Below are 16,270 nucleotides of genomic sequence, written 5' to 3'. Positions count from 1 at the left end.
CGCCGCCCGCCGCCCGGCGCGGGCAAAAGAAAGGGCGCCCGCAGGCGCCCGTCATGCCGGCTCGGCGACGCTCAGCCGCGCACCTCCAGCTGGTTCTTCACCTGCTTGACGCCATTGACGCTGCGCGCCAGCGTCTCGGCACGCGCCTTCTCGGTGCCGGACTTGGCGAAGCCCGAGAGCATCACCTCGCCGCGCAGCGTCTCGACGCTGATGGCGCTGGCGTCGACCGACTTGTCCTCGACGAACTTGGCCTTCACGGCGGTGGTGATCGCGCTGTCGTCGATGTACTCGCCGACGGTGGACTGGTCGCGCGTGACGGCGCAACCGGGCAGGACGACGAGGGCGGCGACGGCCGTGATCGTGGCGGCGAGCGTGTTTCGGATGAGGTTCATGCGTTCGTTCTCCTTGAATGCGAAGGCCGCGGGCGGCTTTCGTGTTCGCCATCGTGTGCTCGGCGACCCGCCGCGGCCGTGGGCGGGCGGCGCGTTCCGGTGTCGGCGCAGCGCCCGTGCTGCACGTCGGACGCCTCCGACGTTCAGGCCGCGCCGCCCAGCGCCTTGATCAGCGTGACCTGGTTCTTCAGCCGTGCGAGCCGGTTCTCGGCCAGCGCGACCTCGGCGCTGCGGCGGCTCTCCTGCGCGTCCAGCCAGGTGCGCAGCGTTGCCGCCCCGGCGCGGTAACGCGCCTCGTACAGCGCCTCGATGCGGCGCGCGGCCTGCAGCGAGGCTTCGAGCCATTCGCCCTGCCGGGCCAGCGCCTGACGTGCCGACAAGGCGTCCTCGACCTCGGCCAGCGCGGCGTACAGCGTCTGGCGAAACGAGATCGCGGCGCTCTCGTAGTTGGCGCGCTGCAACTCGCCCTGCAGCTGCATCTCGCGCCAGTTCAGGAAGGGCAGGGCCAGCCCGCTGCCCAGCGCGGCCACCGGATTGGCCAGCACTTGGCCCAGCGCGCTGCTGCTGCCGCCCAGGCTGCCGGTGAGCGACAGCGTCGGGTAGTAGCTGGCGCGCACGGCGTCGCCCTGGGCCAGGGTCTTGCGCAGCCGCAGCTCGGCGGCGCGCAGGTCCGGGCGCCGGCCCAGCAGTTCGGCGGGCAGCCCGGCGCGTGGCGCCGGCAGGGCGGCGGTGGGCAGCGCCTGGGGCTCGTCCGCCGGCGGCACGTCGTCGGCGGCGCGGTCGAAGAGCAGGGCGAAGGCGTGTCTCGCCTCGGTGCGCTGCTGGCGCAGGTCTTCCAGCGTCGCCTGCTGGGCGAGCACGGTCTGCTCGGCCTCGTGGCGTTCCAGCGCGCCGACGGCGCCGGCGTCGAACTGCGCCTGCACCAGCGCCTGCGTGCGGCGCGCGGTGTCGACGCTGGCCTCGGCGCTGGCGATGCGCTGGTTCAGGTAGCCGAGCTGCCAGTACAGCGTCGCGACGGTGCCCGACAGGCTGAGCGCGGCGGCGTCGCGGTCCTGCTCGCTGGCGCCGGCTTCGAGCTGCGCGGCATCGGCCAGTGCGCCCAGGCGCTGCCAGAGGTCGGCCTCCCAGCTGGCGCCGACGCTGGCCGAATAGGCGTGCGTCGTCCTGCGCGGCGCGTCCAGCCCGCGTTCGGCCTGGCCGCTGACGCTGGCGCTCAGGCTGGGCCGGCGGTCGCTGTCGGCCAGGCCGGCCTGCAGCCGCGCCTGGCGCAGCGCGACGCCGGCCACCGCCAGGTCGGCGTTGCGCGCCAGCGCCTCGTCGACGAAACGGTCGAGCACGGGGTCGCCGAGCGCTTGCCACCAGCGAGTGTCGGTCGCGGCGGAGGCCGCCTCGGCAGGCCCGGACCAGGCGGCCGGCAGCGCGGTGGCGGGCGGTTCGTAAGGCGTGCGCAGCGCCGAGCAGGCGGCCAGCAGCGCCAGCGGCAGCAGCAGGAGAGGGCGGGCGGAGGTCATCACGGGGTCGGGTTCAATCGCGGGCCAGGGCCTCGACGGGGTCCAGGCGCGAGGCGTTGCGTGCCGGCAGCCAGCCGAAGACGACGCCGATCAGCGTCGCGCAGCCGAAGGCGGCGAGCATCGCCAGCGGCGAGAACGCCAGGCTGAAGTCCTGGCTGAAGCGCGAGAACACCGCGCCGAAGGCCAGCGCCGAGGCGATGCCCAGCGCGCCGCCGAGCAGGCAGACCAGCACCGCCTCGATCAGGAACTGCTGCTGGATGTCGCGTCGGCGCGCGCCGACGGCCATGCGCACGCCGATCTCGGCGGTGCGTTCGGTGACGCTGACCAGCATGATGTTCATCACGCCGATGCCGCCGACGACCAGCGAGATCACCGCGATCGACGCGATCAGCAGCGTCAGCGTGCGCGTCGTGCTCTCGATCGTCTGGCGGATGCTGTCGGTGTTGAGCACGTAGAAGTCGACTCGGCCGTGGCGCTGCTCGAGCAGCTGGCCGATGCCTTGCGCGGCGGCGGCCATCGGTGCGTGGTCGGCGACGCGCACGGTGATGCTGCGCAGATAGCCCTGGCCGATCAGCCGCCGCATCGCCGTCGTGTAGGGCACGAAGACGTTCAGGCTCTCGCTGTTAGGGCCGAAGGCGCTGTCCTTCTTGGCCGTGACGCCGATCACCGTCACCGGCATGCTGCCCAGGAAGATCACCTGGCCGACCGGCTCGGTCGTCGGGAACAGCTTCTGGCGCGTGTTGTCGTCGATGACGGCCACCTGGGCGTAGCGCTCGATCGCGTCGGCGCCGAAGGCCGTGCCGTCGGCGAGCTTCAGGCCCTTGACGCGGAAGTACTGGTCGCCCACGCCGCTGACGCTGGCCGAAGCGTCGACGTTGCCGAAACGCGCCGTCAGCGAGGTCTGCACGTTGGGCGTCACGCTGTCGACGAAACCCTGTTCGGCCAGCGCGTCGGCGTCGGCGGGCCTGAGCGTCTGGATGCGCGCCGAACGCGGGTCGCCGAAACCCTGGCCGGAGAAGACCTCGACGGTGTTGGTGCCGATGCTGCTGATGTCGGCCAGCACCTTGCGCCGCGAGCCCTCGCCCAGCGCGACGACCGACACCACCGAGGCGATGCCGATGATGATGCCGAGCATCGTCAGCAGCGTGCGCAGGCGGTGGGCGTTCATCGCCAGCAGCGCCATGTGCAGCGCCTCGCGCAGGCCGTCGAGCCAGGCGCCGCGGCCGCGCTGCACCTCGGTGCGTGGCACGGTCGGTGCCGCGTGTTCCGCGGGGCGGCCGCTGTCGGCGACGATGACGCCGTCCTTGATCTCGACGATGCGCCGGGCGTGCCGCGCCACGCCCATGTCGTGGGTGACGAGGATGACGGTGTGGCCCTGGGCGTGCAGCTCGGCCAGGATGCGCATCACTTCGGCGCCCGAGGCGCTGTCCAGCGCGCCGGTGGGCTCGTCGGCGAGGATCACCTCGCCGCCGTTCATCAGCGCCCGGGCGATCGACACGCGCTGCTGCTGGCCGCCCGAGAGCTTGCCCGGCACGTGGCCCAGGCGGTCGGCCATGCCCAGGCGCTGCAGCAGCGTGCGCGCCCGCTCCTGGCGCTCGGCGCGTGCGCTGCCGGCGTAGACCGCGGGCATCTCGACGTTGCCTTGCGCCGTCAGGTCCGACAGCAGGTGGTAGCGCTGGAAGACGAAGCCGAAATGCTCGCGGCGCAGCGCCGCCAGTTCGTCGGGCGCCAGGCTGGCGACCTCGCGGCCGGCGATCGTGTAGCGGCCACGCGTCGGCTGGTCCAGGCAGCCGAGCACGTTCATCAGCGTCGACTTGCCCGAGCCCGACTGGCCGACGATGGCCACCATCTCGCCGGCGGCGATGTCCAGGTCCAGCTCGCGCAGCGCGGCGATCGTGCCGTCGCCGGCCGGGTACTCGCGCCAGACGCCGCGCAGCGACAGCAGCGGCGTGGCGCTCTCGTGGGAGCCGGCCATCGTCAGAACATCGGCGGCGGGCCCATGCGCCGGCCGCTGGTGGACGCCGTCGGCGAGGCGGCGTTGCCGAGCACCACGCGCTCGCCTTCCTTCAGCCCGTCGAGCACCTGGGCGGCGACGTTGTTGTTCAGGCCGATGCGCACCGCGCGCGGCTGCGGCTGGCCGTCGGGGCCGAGCACCTGCACCGTCGTGCGGCCGTCGTCCTGGCGCGCGCCCAGCGCGCCGACGGGGATCGTCAGTGCGCCCTTGGCTTCGCCGCGCACGACGTGCACCTCGGCGGTCATCGAGATGCGCAGCAGCCGGTCGGGGTTGGGGACCTCGAACTTGGCGTTGTAGTAGATGGCGGTGGCGCTGGTCGTCGACGTGCTCGAGCTGCTGCTGGTCGAAGTCGACGTCGAGCTGATGCTGTCGGTCGCCGGCTCGACGCTGCGCAGCCTGGCCTCGAAGCGCCGGCGCGGCTCGCCGAGGATCGTGAACCAGGCCTTCTGCCCCGGCTTGACGCTGGTGACGTCGGCCTCGGAGATCGAGGCCTTGACGGTCATCGTGTCGACCTGGGCGACGATCAGGATCGTCGGCGTCGACTGGTTGGCGTTCACCGTCGTGCCTTCCTCGGTGACGATGGCCACGACCTGGCCGTCGATCGGCGAGCTGATGCGCGTGTAGCCGAGGTTGACCTCGGCGGTGTCGACGCTGATGCGGGCCTGCTCCAGCTGCGCCTGCAGCGCGACGACGTTGGCTTCGGCGACCTCGACGGCTTCCTGCGCCGACTCCAGGTCGGCCGGCGCGCTGGCCTCGCTGTGGCGCATCTGCTGCTGGCGTGCCAGCGTGCGCCGGGCCTGGGCCAGCGTCGCCTGCGCCGAGCGCAGCTGCGCCTGCACGCTGACCAGCGCGGCGCGGGCGTTGCGCAGCGTGTTCTGCTGCGTCATCGAGTCGATCTCGGCGACCAGCTGGCCCTTCTTCACCTCGTCGCCCAGCGCCACCTTCAGCGACTTGACCTGGCCCGAGACCTGGGCCCCGACGCTGACCTGCTTGAAGGCCTGCAGCGTGCCGTTGGCGAGCACCGTGTCCTGCAGGTCGGCACGCGTCGCCGGCGCGGTGATCAGCGCCGGCGGTTCGGGGCGGGAGAAGACGAGGCGCTGCACCGCGACGGCGGCGAGCAGCAGCGCCAGGCCGGCGGCGCCGTAGCGCAGCCGGCGGGCGGTCGTGGGAGTCATCGGCAGGCGGGTAGCGGGTCCGGCTGCCGACTCTGGCGGCCCGGCGCCAGCGCCTGTTTGCCGTCGTGTGAAGCGCGCTTCACATGCCGCGGCGCGGCGATCCCAGGCGCGGCGCGGGGTGGCGGCCGGCGAGGCCGCCGCCGGTGTCACGCGGCGTCACCGCCGCTCAGCCGCGCAGCAGCTCGCCGAGCTGGCGCAGGCCTTCCTCGCGCTGCGCGTCCAGCGGGTGGGCGGCGCTCAGCCGCAGCCCGCGGGCGAGCGCGGCGCTGCTGCCGAAGGCCGCCCCCGGCACGAAGCCGTAGCCGCGTTCGCGCAGTCGCGGCAGCAGCGCGGCGCTGTCGACACCCGGCGGCAGCTCGACCCAGATCACGTAGCCGCCTTCGCCCGGCGTGACGCGCGTGCCCGGCGGCAGCCAGCGGCGTGCGGCCTCGACCCAGGCCTCGGTCTGCGCCGCCAGCGTGCGCCGCAGGCGACGCAGATGCGTCTCGTAGGCGCGGTCGGCCAGGAAGCCGGCGAGTGCGGCGTCGGTCAGCGGCGACAGCAGCTCGCCGTGCACCGCGCGTGCGGCGCGCAGCTGCAGCCGGTGGCGTCGGCTGGCCACCCAGCCGACGCTGAAGCCGGCGCCGGTGACGCAGGCCAGGCTGGCGCAGTACAGCACGCGGTCGTCGTCGTCCCAGGCCTTGACCGGGCGCGGGCGCTCGCCGCTGCGCTGCAGCTCGCCCATCAGCTCGCACTCGATCAGCGGCAGGCGGTGCTCGCGCAGCAGTGCGGCGAGCTGCTCGCGCGCCGCGTCGGGCATGCGGCTGCCGCGCACGCTGTCGAAGCTCGGATCGACGACGCAGCAGCGCACGTCGTGGTGCTGCAGCGCGAAGGCCAGTGCCGGCACCGAGAAGCCGCCGTCCTGCGGCGCCGGGATGGGCAGGGGCTTGAGCCCCAGGCTGGCGACCAGCTCCAGCGTGCGTGGCGACGCCGGCTCGGGCAGGGCGACGGTGTCGCCGGGGCGCGTCAGCAGCCGCAGGCTGAGCTCCAGCGCCTCGCCTTCGCCGTGCGTGACGATGATGTCCTCGGCATCGACGGCGCAGCCGGCGCGCAGCATGCGGTGCGCCAGTGCCTGGCGCAGCGCGTTACTGCCGTAGACGCTGCCGATCGCCAGCAGCGAGCGGTCGGCGGCCAGCGCCTGCTGCAGATGGCGCTGCAGCGCGGCCAGCGGCAGCAGCGCCGCCGGCAGCGCCAGATGGCTCAGCGACAGGCTGTCGGGCCGCGTCGTCGCCAGCTCGATCAGGCGTTTGCGCCGGCCTTCGAGTTCCAGCGCCTGTCCGGTCGGCGGCAGCGGCGCGCGCACCGCGCCGCGCACGAAGTGGCCGCGTCGCGCACGGGCCTCGACGAGCCCGGCGTCCTCCAGCTCGTGCAGCGCGTGCGTCACCGTCGCCAGGCTGGCGCCGTACTCGTTGCACAGCTGGCGCACCGAAGGCAGCTGCGAGCCCGGCGGGTAGCGCCCTTCGTGCAGCGCCCGCGCCAGGTCTTCGGCCAGACGGCGGTAGCGGGTGGGGCGTTCGGACATGGGGCGACGATACGCCGGCGCGGCGTTCCTGGATCGATACAGAGAGCCGGCCGGTGGGTCGATACAGAGGCCGCTGCACACCGCCTCGCAGGGCGGTGTTGTGGCTAACGCGTCGCGGCTACGCTGCCTAGAGTGCGGCGCCATGACCCAAGGCCTGCTCCCGACCCTGCCCGCCGCCTGGCGCTCGATTCCGGTGCCGGTGCGCCGGCTGATGCTGGGCGAGCTTTTCGGGCTGCTCGCCGCCGCGGCCATGCACCTGGCGCTGGCCTGGTGGATCAGCCGCGAAGGCGGCGCCGAGGCGCTGGCGCGCTACGGCGCGATCACCGCCTTCGCCGCGCTGCTGGCGACGCCGCTGCTGTCGCCGGCCGGCGACCGCTGGCCCAAGCGCCAGCTGATCCGCGTCGGCAAGCTGGCGCTGGTGCTGGACGCGCTGGGCCTCACGCTGCTGTGCGCGGCCGGCGTCTACGACCTGCGGCTGATCTGCGCCTGCAGCCTGCTGTCGGTGGCGGCGACGGCGCTGCTCTGGCCGGCCGAGGCCAGCGTCCTGCCCGAGCTGCTGCCGCCGGCGGACCTGCCGACCGCGCTGCGCCTGCGCCGCGGTGCCCAGGCCTTGGGCGGGATGCTCGGCCCTGGGCTGTGCGGCGTCGTGCTGGCCGGCGCCGGGTTGCGCGCCGCCATGGTCATGAGCCTGTTGCTGTTCGGGCTCGCGACGCTCGCCGCCTGGCGCGTCGGCTCGGCGCAGCGCCCGGCGGAAACCACTGCACGGCGCGGCTGGTTCGACGAGATGGCCGATGGCCTGCGCGCCAAGTGGCGCGTGCGGCTGGACCGCTGGTGGACGCTGGTCGGCGCCTTGATGATGATGTGCCTGCTGCCGGCCACCGGGCTGCTGCTGCCGCTGCGCATCCAGGGGCTGGGGCTGTCGGCGGCCTGGTTCGGCGCCTGCAGCGCGGCGATGTCGCTGGGGCTGCTGGCCGGCGTCGCCGGGCTGGCGCCGGCGCTGATCGAGCGAGTCGGGCGGGTACGCGCGCTGGCTGTCGCGGTGCAGGCTTGCGCGGTGGCGATCGCCGGCATCGGCCTGGTCCGCTGGGCGCCGGGGCTGGTCGCGCTGTTCGCCGTCATCGGCCTGGCGCTGGCGGTGACGCAACTCGTCGGCCAGACGCACCGCATGCTGGCGATGCCCGACGACTACCGCTCGCGGATGAGCTCCGCGCACCTGGCGATCGCCCACCTCGCCGCGGCGCTGGCGCCGGCGCTCGGCGGCGCGCTGCTGGGCGTGGCCACCGTGCCGACCGGCTACCTGCTGCTGGGCGCGGGTTTCGCGGCCAGCGGGCTGCTGCTGATGGCGGTGCCCGGGCTGGCACTCTTCCTTCGCCAGGATCACGAGGGCGCACGCGGCTGGTACGACCGCCATTACCCTCAGGCGTTTACGCGGTCCTGAATCCGGCTGCGCCCTCGGGGCAGGGGGAATCCTAGTGTTCACCCTGATGGGGTTCGCCCAAAATAGAACGATCGTTCGATTTCTGGGGGTTCCGCCTCAGGGGCTTCGGAACCCCCCACTAGAATCGTCGGGTAACGTCAACGTCAACTCCCAGGAGCTGAGGCATGAAGGTGCTGGTCCCCGTCAAGCGGGTGGTCGATTACAACGTCAAGGTCCGCGTGAAGAGCGACGGCACCGGGGTCGACATCGCCAACGTCAAGATGAGCATGAACCCCTTCGACGAGATCGCCGTCGAAGAGGCGGTGCGGCTCAAGGAGAAGGGCGTCGCGACCGAGATCGTCGCCGTGTCCTGCGGCGTCACGCAGTGCCAGGAGACGCTGCGCACCGCGATGGCGATCGGCGCCGACCGCGCGATCCTCGTCGAGACCACCGAGGAACTGCAGCCGCTGGCCGTCGCCAAGCTGCTGAAGGCGCTGGTCGACAAGGAGCAGCCGGGCCTCGTCATCGTCGGCAAGCAGGCGATCGACGACGACGCCAACCAGACCGGCCAGATGCTGGCCGCGCTCGCCGGCCTGGCGCAGGGCGCCTTCGCCAGCAAGATCGAGATCGCCGACGGCCGTGCCAAGGTCACGCGCGAAGTCGACGGCGGCGCCGAGACCGTGGACCTCAAGCTGCCGGCCGTCGTCACCGCCGACCTGCGCCTGAACGAGCCGCGCTACGTCACGCTGCCCAACATCATGAAGGCCAAGAAGAAGCCGCTGGAGGTCGTCAAGCCGGCCGACCTGGGCGTCGACGTGACGCCGCGGCTGAAGACGCTGAAGGTCAGCGAGCCGCCCAAGCGCGGCGCCGGCGTCAAGGTGCCCGATGTGGCGACCCTGGTCTCGAAGCTGAAGAACGAAGCGAAGGTGATCTGAGATGGCTGTCCTCGTCATTGCCGAACACGACAACGCGACCGTCAAGGGCGCGACCCTGAACACCGTCACCGCGGCGCTGGCCTGCGGCGGCGACGTGCACCTGCTGGTCGCCGGCGAGAACGCCGGCGGCGCCGCCCAGGCCGCGGCGCAGATCGCCGGTGTCGCCAAGGTCCTGCACGCCGACGGCGCGGCGCTGGCCCACGGCCTGGCCGAGAACCTCGCCGCCCAGGTCGTCGCCATCGCCAAGGACTACAGCCACGTGCTGTTCCCCTCGACGGCCGGCGGCAAGAACGTCGCCCCGCGCGTGGCCGCGCTGCTGGACGTCGCCCAGATCAGCGACGCGACGAAGATCGTCTCGGCCGACACCTTCGAGCGCCCGATCTACGCCGGCAACGCCATCGCCACGGTGCAGAGCGCCGACGCGATCAAGGTCATCACCGTGCGCACGACCGGCTTCGACGCCGCGGCGGCCAGCGGCGGCTCGGCCTCGGTCGATGCCATCCCGGCAGTCGCCGACTCGGGCCTGTCGGTCTTCGTCGGCTCGGAACTCGCCACCAGCGACCGGCCCGAGCTGACCGCTGCCAAGATCATCGTCTCCGGCGGCCGCGCGCTGGGTTCCAGCGACAAGTTCAACGAGGTGCTGACGCCGCTGGCCGACAAGCTGGGCGCCGCACTCGGCGCCAGCCGCGCCGCGGTCGACGCCGGCTACGCGCCCAACGACTGGCAGGTCGGCCAGACCGGCAAGATCGTCGCGCCGCAGCTCTACATCGCCGCCGGCATCAGCGGCGCGATCCAGCATCTGGCGGGCATGAAGGACAGCAAGGTCATCGTCGCGATCAACAAGGATCCCGAGGCCCCGATCTTCAGCGTCGCCGACTACGGCCTGGAGGCGGACCTGTTCGCCGCGGTGCCGGAGCTGGTCGCCGCGCTCTGAAGAAAAACAAGACCCCGAGGCGCCCTCCGTGGCGCCTTTTTTCCATCTGGAGACAAGAACCATGACGTACCGTGCCCCGGTCAAGGACATGCTGTTCGTGATGAAGGAGCTCGCGGGCCTCGACGCCGTCGCCGCGCTGCCCGGATTCGAGGACGCCGGCTTCGACACCGCCGTCGCCGTGCTGGAGGAATGCGCGCGGTTCAACGAGAACGTCGTCGCGCCGCTGAACCGCGTCGGCGACCTGGATCCTTCTTCGTTCGCCGACGGCCGCGTGCGCGCCACGCCGGGTTTCAAGGAAGCGTTCCAGCAGTTCGCCGAAGGCGGCTGGCAGGGGCTGCAGCACCCGGTGGAGTTCGGCGGCCAGGGCCTGCCCAAGCTGATCGGTGCGGCCTGCGGCGAGATGGTCAACAGCGCCAGCATCAGCTTCGCGCTGTGCCCGCTGCTGAGCGACGGCGCCATCGAGGCGCTGCTGACCGCCGGCGGCCACGAGATGCAGCAGGCCTACATCCCGAACCTGATCTCGGGGCGCTGGACCGGCACGATGAACCTGACCGAGCCGCAGGCCGGCAGCGACCTGTCGCTGGTGCGCACGCGTGCCGAGCCGCAGGGCGACGGCAGCTACAAGCTATTTGGCACGAAGATCTTCATCACCTGGGGCGAACACGACATGGCCGAGAACATCGTCCACCTCGTGCTCGCACGCGTCAGCGGCGCGCCTGAAGGCGTGAAGGGCATCTCGCTGTTCGTCTGCCCGAAGGTGCTGGCCGACGGCACGCGCAACGACGTGCACTGCGTCAGCATCGAGCACAAGCTGGGCATCAAGGCCAGCCCGACCGCGGTGCTGCAGTTCGGCGACCACGGGGGCGCTGTCGGTTACCTCGTCGGCGAGCAGAACCGCGGCCTCGAGTACATGTTCATCATGATGAACGCCGCGCGTTTCGGCGTCGGCGTGCAGGGCATCGCGCTGGCCGAACGCGCCTACCAGCAGGCCGTGGCCTATGCGCGCGACCGCGTGCAGAGCCGCCCGGTCGACGGCTCGACGCCGGGGGCTTCGGCCATCATCCGCCACCCCGACGTGCGCCGCATGCTGATGACGATGCGCGCCCACACCGAAGGCTGCCGCGCGATGGCGCTGGTGGCCGCGGCCGCCTACGACGCCGCGCACGCCCATCCGGACGAAGCCGCGCGCAAGCAGAACCAGGCCTTCTACGAGTTCCTGGTGCCGCTGGTGAAGGGGCTGTCCACCGAGATGAGCCTGGACGTCGCCAGCCTGGGCGTGCAGGTGCACGGCGGCATGGGCTTCATCGAGGAGACCGGCGCCGCCCAGCACCTGCGCGACGCCAAGATCCTGACGATCTACGAAGGCACGACGGCGATCCAGGCCAACGACCTGGTGGGCCGCAAGACGGCGCGCGACGGCGGCGCCACGGCGCGGGCGATCGCCGCGCAGATCGAGGCCACCGAAGGCGAGCTGAACGCGTCCGGCAGCGCCGCGGCCTTGGCGATGGCGCGCCACCTGGGCGCCGCGCGCCGTGCCTTCCTGGACGTCGTCGACTTCGTGCTCGCCAAGGTGAAGAGCGATCCGAACGCGGTGTTCTCCGGCAGCGTGCCCTACCTGATGCTGGCCGGCACCGCGGTCGCGGGCTGGCAGATGGCGCGCGCGCTGCTCGTCGCCGAACAGCACCTGGCCGCCGGCGAGGACCCCGAGTTCATGAAGGCCAAGATCGCCACCGCACGCTTCTACGGCGACCACCTGCTGGTGCGCTGCGGCGGGCTGCGCGACGCGATCGTCGACGGTGCCGAGTCGGTCACCGCGCTCGAACTGGAGGCCTTCTGATGCTGCCGCCCGTGCTGCAACATCTGGCGCTGCCGGTCATCGGCTCGCCGCTGTTCATCATCAGCAACCCCAAGCTCGTCATCGAGCAGTGCAAGGCCGGCATCGTCGGCTCGATGCCGGCGCTCAACGCGCGGCCGGCCTCGCAGCTCGACGAGTGGCTGGCCGAGATCACCGAGACGCTGGCCGCCTGGGACCGCGACCACCCCGAGCGCAAGTCGGCGCCGTTCGCGATCAACCAGATCGTGCACAAGAGCAACGACCGGCTCGAGCACGACCTGGAGGTCTGCGCGCGCTACAAGGTGCCGCTGGTCATCACCTCGCTGGGCGCGCGCAGCGACCTCAACGACGCGGTGCACGCCTGGGGCGGCATCGTGCTGCACGACGTCATCAACAACGCCTTCGCGCACAAGGCGGTGGAGAAGGGCGCCGACGGCCTGATCGCGGTGGCGGCGGGTGCCGGCGGCCATGCCGGCGTCAAGAGCCCGTTCGCGCTGATCCAGGAGATCCGCGCCTGGTTCGACGGGCCGCTGGCGCTGTCGGGCTCGATCGCCACCGGCGACGCGGTGCTGGCCGCGCAGGCGATGGGCGCCGACCTGGCCTACATCGGCTCGGCCTTCATCGCCACCGACGAGGCGCGTGCCGCCGAGGCCTACAAGCAGTGCATCGTCGACTGCGACAGCGACGACATCGTCTATTCCAACCTCTTCACCGGCGTGCACGGCAACTACCTGAAGCCGTCGATCCGCAACGCGGGGCTGGACCCGGACCACCTGCCCGAGAGCGACCCGTCGAAGATGAACTTCGGCGGCGACGGCGCCAAGGCCTGGAAGGACATCTGGGGCTGCGGCCAGGGCATCGGTGCCGTGAAGGCCGTGCTGCCGGCCGGCGAACTGGTCGCACGGCTCAAGCGCGAGTACGACGCGGCGCGCCAGCGCCTGGGCCTGACGGCCTGAGTCGGCCCCGCCGGGCTCAGCGGGCCGGGTCGCCGTTCGCGGCGTCGCCGGCCCGTCGTCCGTCCAGCACCTCGTAGTCGGCGTCGCAGCCGACGCCCGCGGCGACCCAGCGCCGCGCCAGCCGCGCCGTCCAGGCCGAGGGCAGCCACGGCAGATGGCGGCCGGGCTCGGCGATCGCGCCGCAGCGGTAGCGGCCTTCGTCGGCGGCCCAGACCAGCGCCGCACAGGCGCCGTGGCGGCGGCGCGAGATCCACACGCCCAGCGGGCAGGGCTCGGCGGCGCAGCAGACGCCGCAGCCGTTGCAGGGCTCGCCGGTCGCCGGCTTGGGCGGCGCCTCGGGCACGAGCAGGATGCGGCGGGTGGACATGGCGGGCGCAGTGTGCGCCCTGATGGCGGGCCGCCAAGCGCCGATGAAGACCGCCGCCGCGTGCCATTTGCCACGCGGCGCACGAAGCCGCCCGGGTTTGCGCTGGCTCAGATCGCCCCACCCGGATTCAGTACAAGTGCTACAGTCCTTCGCTGGATACGGAACGTGTCTGGTCCTTCCCGTCCCCTTGCTGAGTCAGATGTGCAGCAAGGCGGGTCGCAATCCGCCAACCGGTGAAGCCGGGGCCGCGGAAGGTTGATCAACCCATCGTAGCCCTGGGAACCGGGGCGAAAGGTGCGCGAGAGATGATGCAGCAGTACAGGTCGAATTCGTACCTGTTCGGGGGCAATGCCCCGTACGTCGAGGAACTCTACGAGGCCTACCTCGACAACCCCGGCAGCGTGCCCGACAACTGGCGCGCCTACTTCGACAACCTCCAGCACGTGCCCGCGGTCGACGGTTCCGACAGCCGCGACGTCGCCCACGCCCCGGTCGTCGAATCCTTCGCACAACGCGCCAAGGCCAACGCCTTCGCGCTCAAGGCCAGCGCCGTCGACCTCGCCGTCGCGCGCAAGCAGGTCCACGTCCAGAGCCTGATCGCGGCCTACCGCGTTCTCGGCTCGCGCTGGGCCGACCTCGATCCGTTGAAGCGCACCGAGCGCCCCAAGATCCCCGAGCTCGATCCGGCGTTCTACGACCTGAGCGAGTCGGACATGGACATCATGTTCTCGGCCGCGAACACGTATTTCAGCAAGGCCGAGAACATGAGCCTGCGGGAGATCCTGCAGGCCCTGCGCGAGACCTACTGCGGCACGATCGGCGTCGAGTTCATGCACGGCACCGACCCGACCGAGAAGCGCTGGTGGCAGGAACGCCTGGAGTCCTCGCGCAGCAAGCCAAGCTTCACGGCCGAGGAGAAGAAGCACATCCTCGAGCGCCTGACCGCCGCCGAAGGCCTGGAGCGCTACCTGCACACCAAGTACGTCGGCCAGAAGCGCTTCTCGCTCGAAGGCGGCGAGAGCTTCATCGCGTCGATGGACGAACTGGTGCAGCGTGCCGGCGAGAAGGGCGTGCAGGAGATCGTCATCGGCATGGCCCACCGCGGCCGCCTGAACGTGCTCGTCAACACCCTGGGCAAGATGCCCAAGGACCTGTTCGCCGAGTTCGACCACACCGCGCCCGAGGCGCTGCCGGCCGGTGACGTCAAGTACCACCAGGGCTTCTCGAGCGACGTCTCGACCGCCGGCGGCCCGGTTCACCTGAGCCTGGCCTTCAACCCCTCGCACCTGGAGATCGTCAACCCGGTCGTCGAAGGTTCGGCCAAGGCGCGCATGGACCGCCGCGGCGACCCGATGGGCAACCAGGTCCTGCCGGTGCAGGTGCACGGCGACGCGGCCTTCGCCGGCCAGGGCGTCGTGATGGAGACGCTGGCGCTGGCCAAGACGCGCGGCTACTTCACCGGCGGCACGGTGCACCTGGTCGTCAACAACCAGATCGGCTTCACGACCAGCGACCCGCGCGACAGCCGCTCGACGCTGTACTGCTCGGACGTCGTCAAGATGATCGAGGCGCCGGTGCTGCACGTGAACGGCGACGACCCCGAGGCCGTCGTGCTCTGCACCCAGCTGGCGATGGACTACCGCCAGCAGTTCAAGAAGGACGTCGTCGTCGACATCGTCTGCTTCCGCAAGCTCGGCCACAACGAACAGGACACGCCGAGCCTGACGCAGCCGCTGATGTACAAGAAGATCGCCCAGCACCCGGGCACGCGCAAGCTCTACGGCGACAAGCTCGTCGCCCAGGGCGTGCTGCCGGCCGACGGCCCCGACCAGATGGTCAAGGCCTTCCGCTCGGCGATGGACGAGGGCCGGCACACGATCAACCCGGTGCTGACCAACTTCAAGAGCAAGTACGCGGTCGACTGGGCCCCGTACCTGGGCCGGAAGTGGACCGACGCCGCCGACACCGCGCTGCCGCTGGCCGAGATCAAGCGCCTGGCCGAGCGCGTGACGACGGTGCCGCCGACCTTCAAGCTGCATCCGCTGGTCGAGAAGGTGCTCGCCGACCGCGCCGCGATGGGCCGTGGCGAGGTCAACGTCGACTGGGGCATGGGCGAGACGCTGGCCTACGCGTCGCTGGTGGCCAGCGGCTACGGCGTGCGCCTGTCGGGCGAGGACTGCGGCCGCGGCACCTTCGTGCACCGCCATGCCGTCCTGCACGACCAGAACCGCGAGAAGTGGGACATCGGCACCTACGTGCCGCTGCAGAACGTCGCCGAAGGCCAGGCGCCGTTCGTCGTCATCGACTCCATCCTGTCCGAAGAAGCGGTGCTCGGCTTCGAGTACGGCTACGCCTCGGCCGAGCCGAACACGCTGACGATCTGGGAAGCCCAGTTCGGCGACTTCGCCAACGGCGCGCAGGTCGTCATCGACCAGTTCATCGCCTCCGGCGAAGTGAAGTGGGGCCGGGCCAACGGCCTGGTGATGCTGCTGCCGCACGGCTACGAAGGGCAGGGTCCCGAGCACAGCTCGGCGCGCCTGGAGCGCTTCATGCAGCTGGCCGCCGACAACAACATGCAGATCGTGCAGCCGACCTCGGCCAGCCAGATCTTCCACCTGCTGCGCCGCCAGATGGTGCGCCCGTTCCGCAAGCCGCTGGTGATCTTCTCGCCGAAGTCGCTGCTGCGTGCCAAGGACGCGACCTCGCCGCTCACCGAGTTCACGCGCGGCGAGTTCCGCACCGTGATGACCTCGCTGCACCCGGAGGCCGAGGCCGACAAGGTCAAGCGTGTCGTCTGCTGCTCGGGCAAGGTGGTCTACGACCTGATCCGAAAGCGCGAGGAGAAGAAGGCCGCCGACGTCGCGATCATCCGCGTCGAGCAGCTCTATCCGTTCCCGCACAAGGCTTTCGCGGCCGAGATGAAGCGTTTCCCGAACGCCACCGAGGTCGTCTGGTGCCAGGACGAGCCGCAGAACCAGGGCGCGTGGTTCTTCGTGCAGCACTACGTGCACGAGAACATGCTCGACGGCCAGAAGCTGGGCTATGCCGGCCGGCCGCCGTCCGCTTCGCCCGCGGTCGGCTACTCGCACCTGCACCAGGAGCAGCAGAAGGCGCTGCTCGAGCAGGCCTACGGCAAGCTCAAAGGCTTCGTGCTGACCAAGTGAGCGCGTGCCG

12 protein-coding genes are annotated in these 16,270 nt (G+C 71.5%); 6 read left to right on the top strand and 6 right to left on the bottom strand.

Features of this window, described 5'->3' with window-relative positions:
• Positions 1–71 precede the first annotated feature (71 nt).
• The 5 genes from RGE_RS13555 to RGE_RS13535 all read right to left on the bottom strand — a co-directional run bounded on the left by RGE_RS13555 (position 72) and on the right by RGE_RS13535 (position 6,653).
• Positions 72–392: a BON domain-containing protein gene (locus RGE_RS13555; RefSeq protein ID WP_014428988.1), complete on the bottom strand. Its 321-nt coding sequence runs from the start codon at positions 390–392 to the stop codon at positions 72–74.
• A gap of 143 nt (positions 393–535) precedes the next feature.
• Entirely contained in the window at positions 536–1,903 is a 1,368-nt protein-coding gene (locus RGE_RS13550) for an efflux transporter outer membrane subunit (protein ID WP_014428987.1), read from the bottom strand.
• A 13-nt stretch (positions 1,904–1,916) separates the two neighbouring features.
• A complete protein-coding gene (locus RGE_RS13545; protein WP_014428986.1) occupies positions 1,917–3,878 on the bottom strand; it encodes a MacB family efflux pump subunit in 1,962 nt (653 codons plus the stop codon).
• A gap of 2 nt (positions 3,879–3,880) precedes the next feature.
• Complete coding sequence (locus tag RGE_RS13540; RefSeq protein ID WP_014428985.1) at positions 3,881–5,092, bottom strand: efflux RND transporter periplasmic adaptor subunit; 1,212 nt, start codon at positions 5,090–5,092, stop codon at positions 3,881–3,883.
• Positions 5,093–5,258: 166 nt separating this feature from the next.
• Positions 5,259–6,653 carry an aminotransferase-like domain-containing protein gene (locus RGE_RS13535; protein WP_014428984.1) on the bottom strand — a complete coding sequence of 465 codons (1,395 nt, stop codon included), beginning with the start codon at positions 6,651–6,653 and terminating at the stop codon, positions 5,259–5,261.
• A gap of 142 nt (positions 6,654–6,795) precedes the next feature.
• Between RGE_RS13535 and RGE_RS13530 the strand changes: the two genes are divergently transcribed.
• From RGE_RS13530 to RGE_RS13510, 5 genes are all read left to right on the top strand, one after another.
• On the top strand, positions 6,796–8,091 hold the full coding sequence (locus RGE_RS13530; RefSeq protein ID WP_014428983.1) for an MFS transporter: 1,296 nt from the start codon (positions 6,796–6,798) through the stop codon (positions 8,089–8,091).
• A 164-nt stretch (positions 8,092–8,255) separates the two neighbouring features.
• Complete coding sequence (locus RGE_RS13525; RefSeq protein ID WP_014428982.1) at positions 8,256–9,005, top strand: electron transfer flavoprotein subunit beta/FixA family protein; 750 nt, start codon at positions 8,256–8,258, stop codon at positions 9,003–9,005.
• 1 nt (position 9,006) lies between these two features.
• On the top strand, positions 9,007–9,939 hold the full coding sequence (locus tag RGE_RS13520; RefSeq protein ID WP_014428981.1) for an electron transfer flavoprotein subunit alpha/FixB family protein: 933 nt from the start codon (positions 9,007–9,009) through the stop codon (positions 9,937–9,939).
• Positions 9,940–10,000: 61 nt separating this feature from the next.
• Positions 10,001–11,776 (top strand): acyl-CoA dehydrogenase, encoded by a 1,776-nt coding sequence (locus RGE_RS13515; protein ID WP_014428980.1) that lies wholly within the window; start codon positions 10,001–10,003, stop codon positions 11,774–11,776.
• Entirely contained in the window at positions 11,776–12,729 is a 954-nt protein-coding gene (locus RGE_RS13510) for an NAD(P)H-dependent flavin oxidoreductase (protein WP_014428979.1), read from the top strand. The genes RGE_RS13515 and RGE_RS13510 overlap by 1 nt, the downstream gene beginning before the upstream one ends.
• Before the next feature lie 16 nt (positions 12,730–12,745).
• Here the strand turns inward: RGE_RS13510 and RGE_RS13505 are convergent, their stop codons facing one another.
• Entirely contained in the window at positions 12,746–13,096 is a 351-nt protein-coding gene (locus RGE_RS13505) for a hypothetical protein (protein ID WP_014428978.1), read from the bottom strand.
• A 305-nt stretch (positions 13,097–13,401) separates the two neighbouring features.
• On the opposite strand from RGE_RS13505, the gene RGE_RS13500 reads away from it, so the two are divergent.
• Positions 13,402–16,260 (top strand): 2-oxoglutarate dehydrogenase E1 component, encoded by a 2,859-nt coding sequence (locus RGE_RS13500; RefSeq protein ID WP_014428976.1) that lies wholly within the window; start codon positions 13,402–13,404, stop codon positions 16,258–16,260.
• Positions 16,261–16,270: the final 10 nt, after the last annotated feature.

Origin of the sequence: Rubrivivax gelatinosus IL144, assembly GCF_000284255.1 — a bacterium.
GTDB lineage: Bacteria > Pseudomonadota > Gammaproteobacteria > Burkholderiales > Burkholderiaceae_C > Rubrivivax > Rubrivivax gelatinosus_A.
This window is presented reverse-complemented; position numbering and strand designations above follow the sequence as displayed.

What these genes read in the sequence shown, in the direction of transcription:
- RGE_RS13555 (WP_014428988.1), bottom strand. Translation starts at nt 392, where the DNA reads ATGAACCTCATCCGAAACACGCTCGCCGCCACGATCACGGCCGTCGCC.
- RGE_RS13550 (WP_014428987.1), bottom strand. Translation starts at nt 1,903, where the DNA reads ATGACCTCCGCCCGCCCTCTCCTGCTGCTGCCGCTGGCGCTGCTGGCC.
- RGE_RS13545 (WP_014428986.1), bottom strand. Translation starts at nt 3,878, where the DNA reads ATGGCCGGCTCCCACGAGAGCGCCACGCCGCTGCTGTCGCTGCGCGGC.
- RGE_RS13540 (WP_014428985.1), bottom strand. Translation starts at nt 5,092, where the DNA reads ATGACTCCCACGACCGCCCGCCGGCTGCGCTACGGCGCCGCCGGCCTG.
- RGE_RS13535 (WP_014428984.1), bottom strand. Translation starts at nt 6,653, where the DNA reads ATGTCCGAACGCCCCACCCGCTACCGCCGTCTGGCCGAAGACCTGGCG.
- RGE_RS13530 (WP_014428983.1), top strand. Translation starts at nt 6,796, where the DNA reads ATGACCCAAGGCCTGCTCCCGACCCTGCCCGCCGCCTGGCGCTCGATT.
- RGE_RS13525 (WP_014428982.1), top strand. Translation starts at nt 8,256, where the DNA reads ATGAAGGTGCTGGTCCCCGTCAAGCGGGTGGTCGATTACAACGTCAAG.
- RGE_RS13520 (WP_014428981.1), top strand. Translation starts at nt 9,007, where the DNA reads ATGGCTGTCCTCGTCATTGCCGAACACGACAACGCGACCGTCAAGGGC.
- RGE_RS13515 (WP_014428980.1), top strand. Translation starts at nt 10,001, where the DNA reads ATGACGTACCGTGCCCCGGTCAAGGACATGCTGTTCGTGATGAAGGAG.
- RGE_RS13510 (WP_014428979.1), top strand. Translation starts at nt 11,776, where the DNA reads ATGCTGCCGCCCGTGCTGCAACATCTGGCGCTGCCGGTCATCGGCTCG.
- RGE_RS13505 (WP_014428978.1), bottom strand. Translation starts at nt 13,096, where the DNA reads ATGTCCACCCGCCGCATCCTGCTCGTGCCCGAGGCGCCGCCCAAGCCG.
- RGE_RS13500 (WP_014428976.1), top strand. Translation starts at nt 13,402, where the DNA reads ATGATGCAGCAGTACAGGTCGAATTCGTACCTGTTCGGGGGCAATGCC.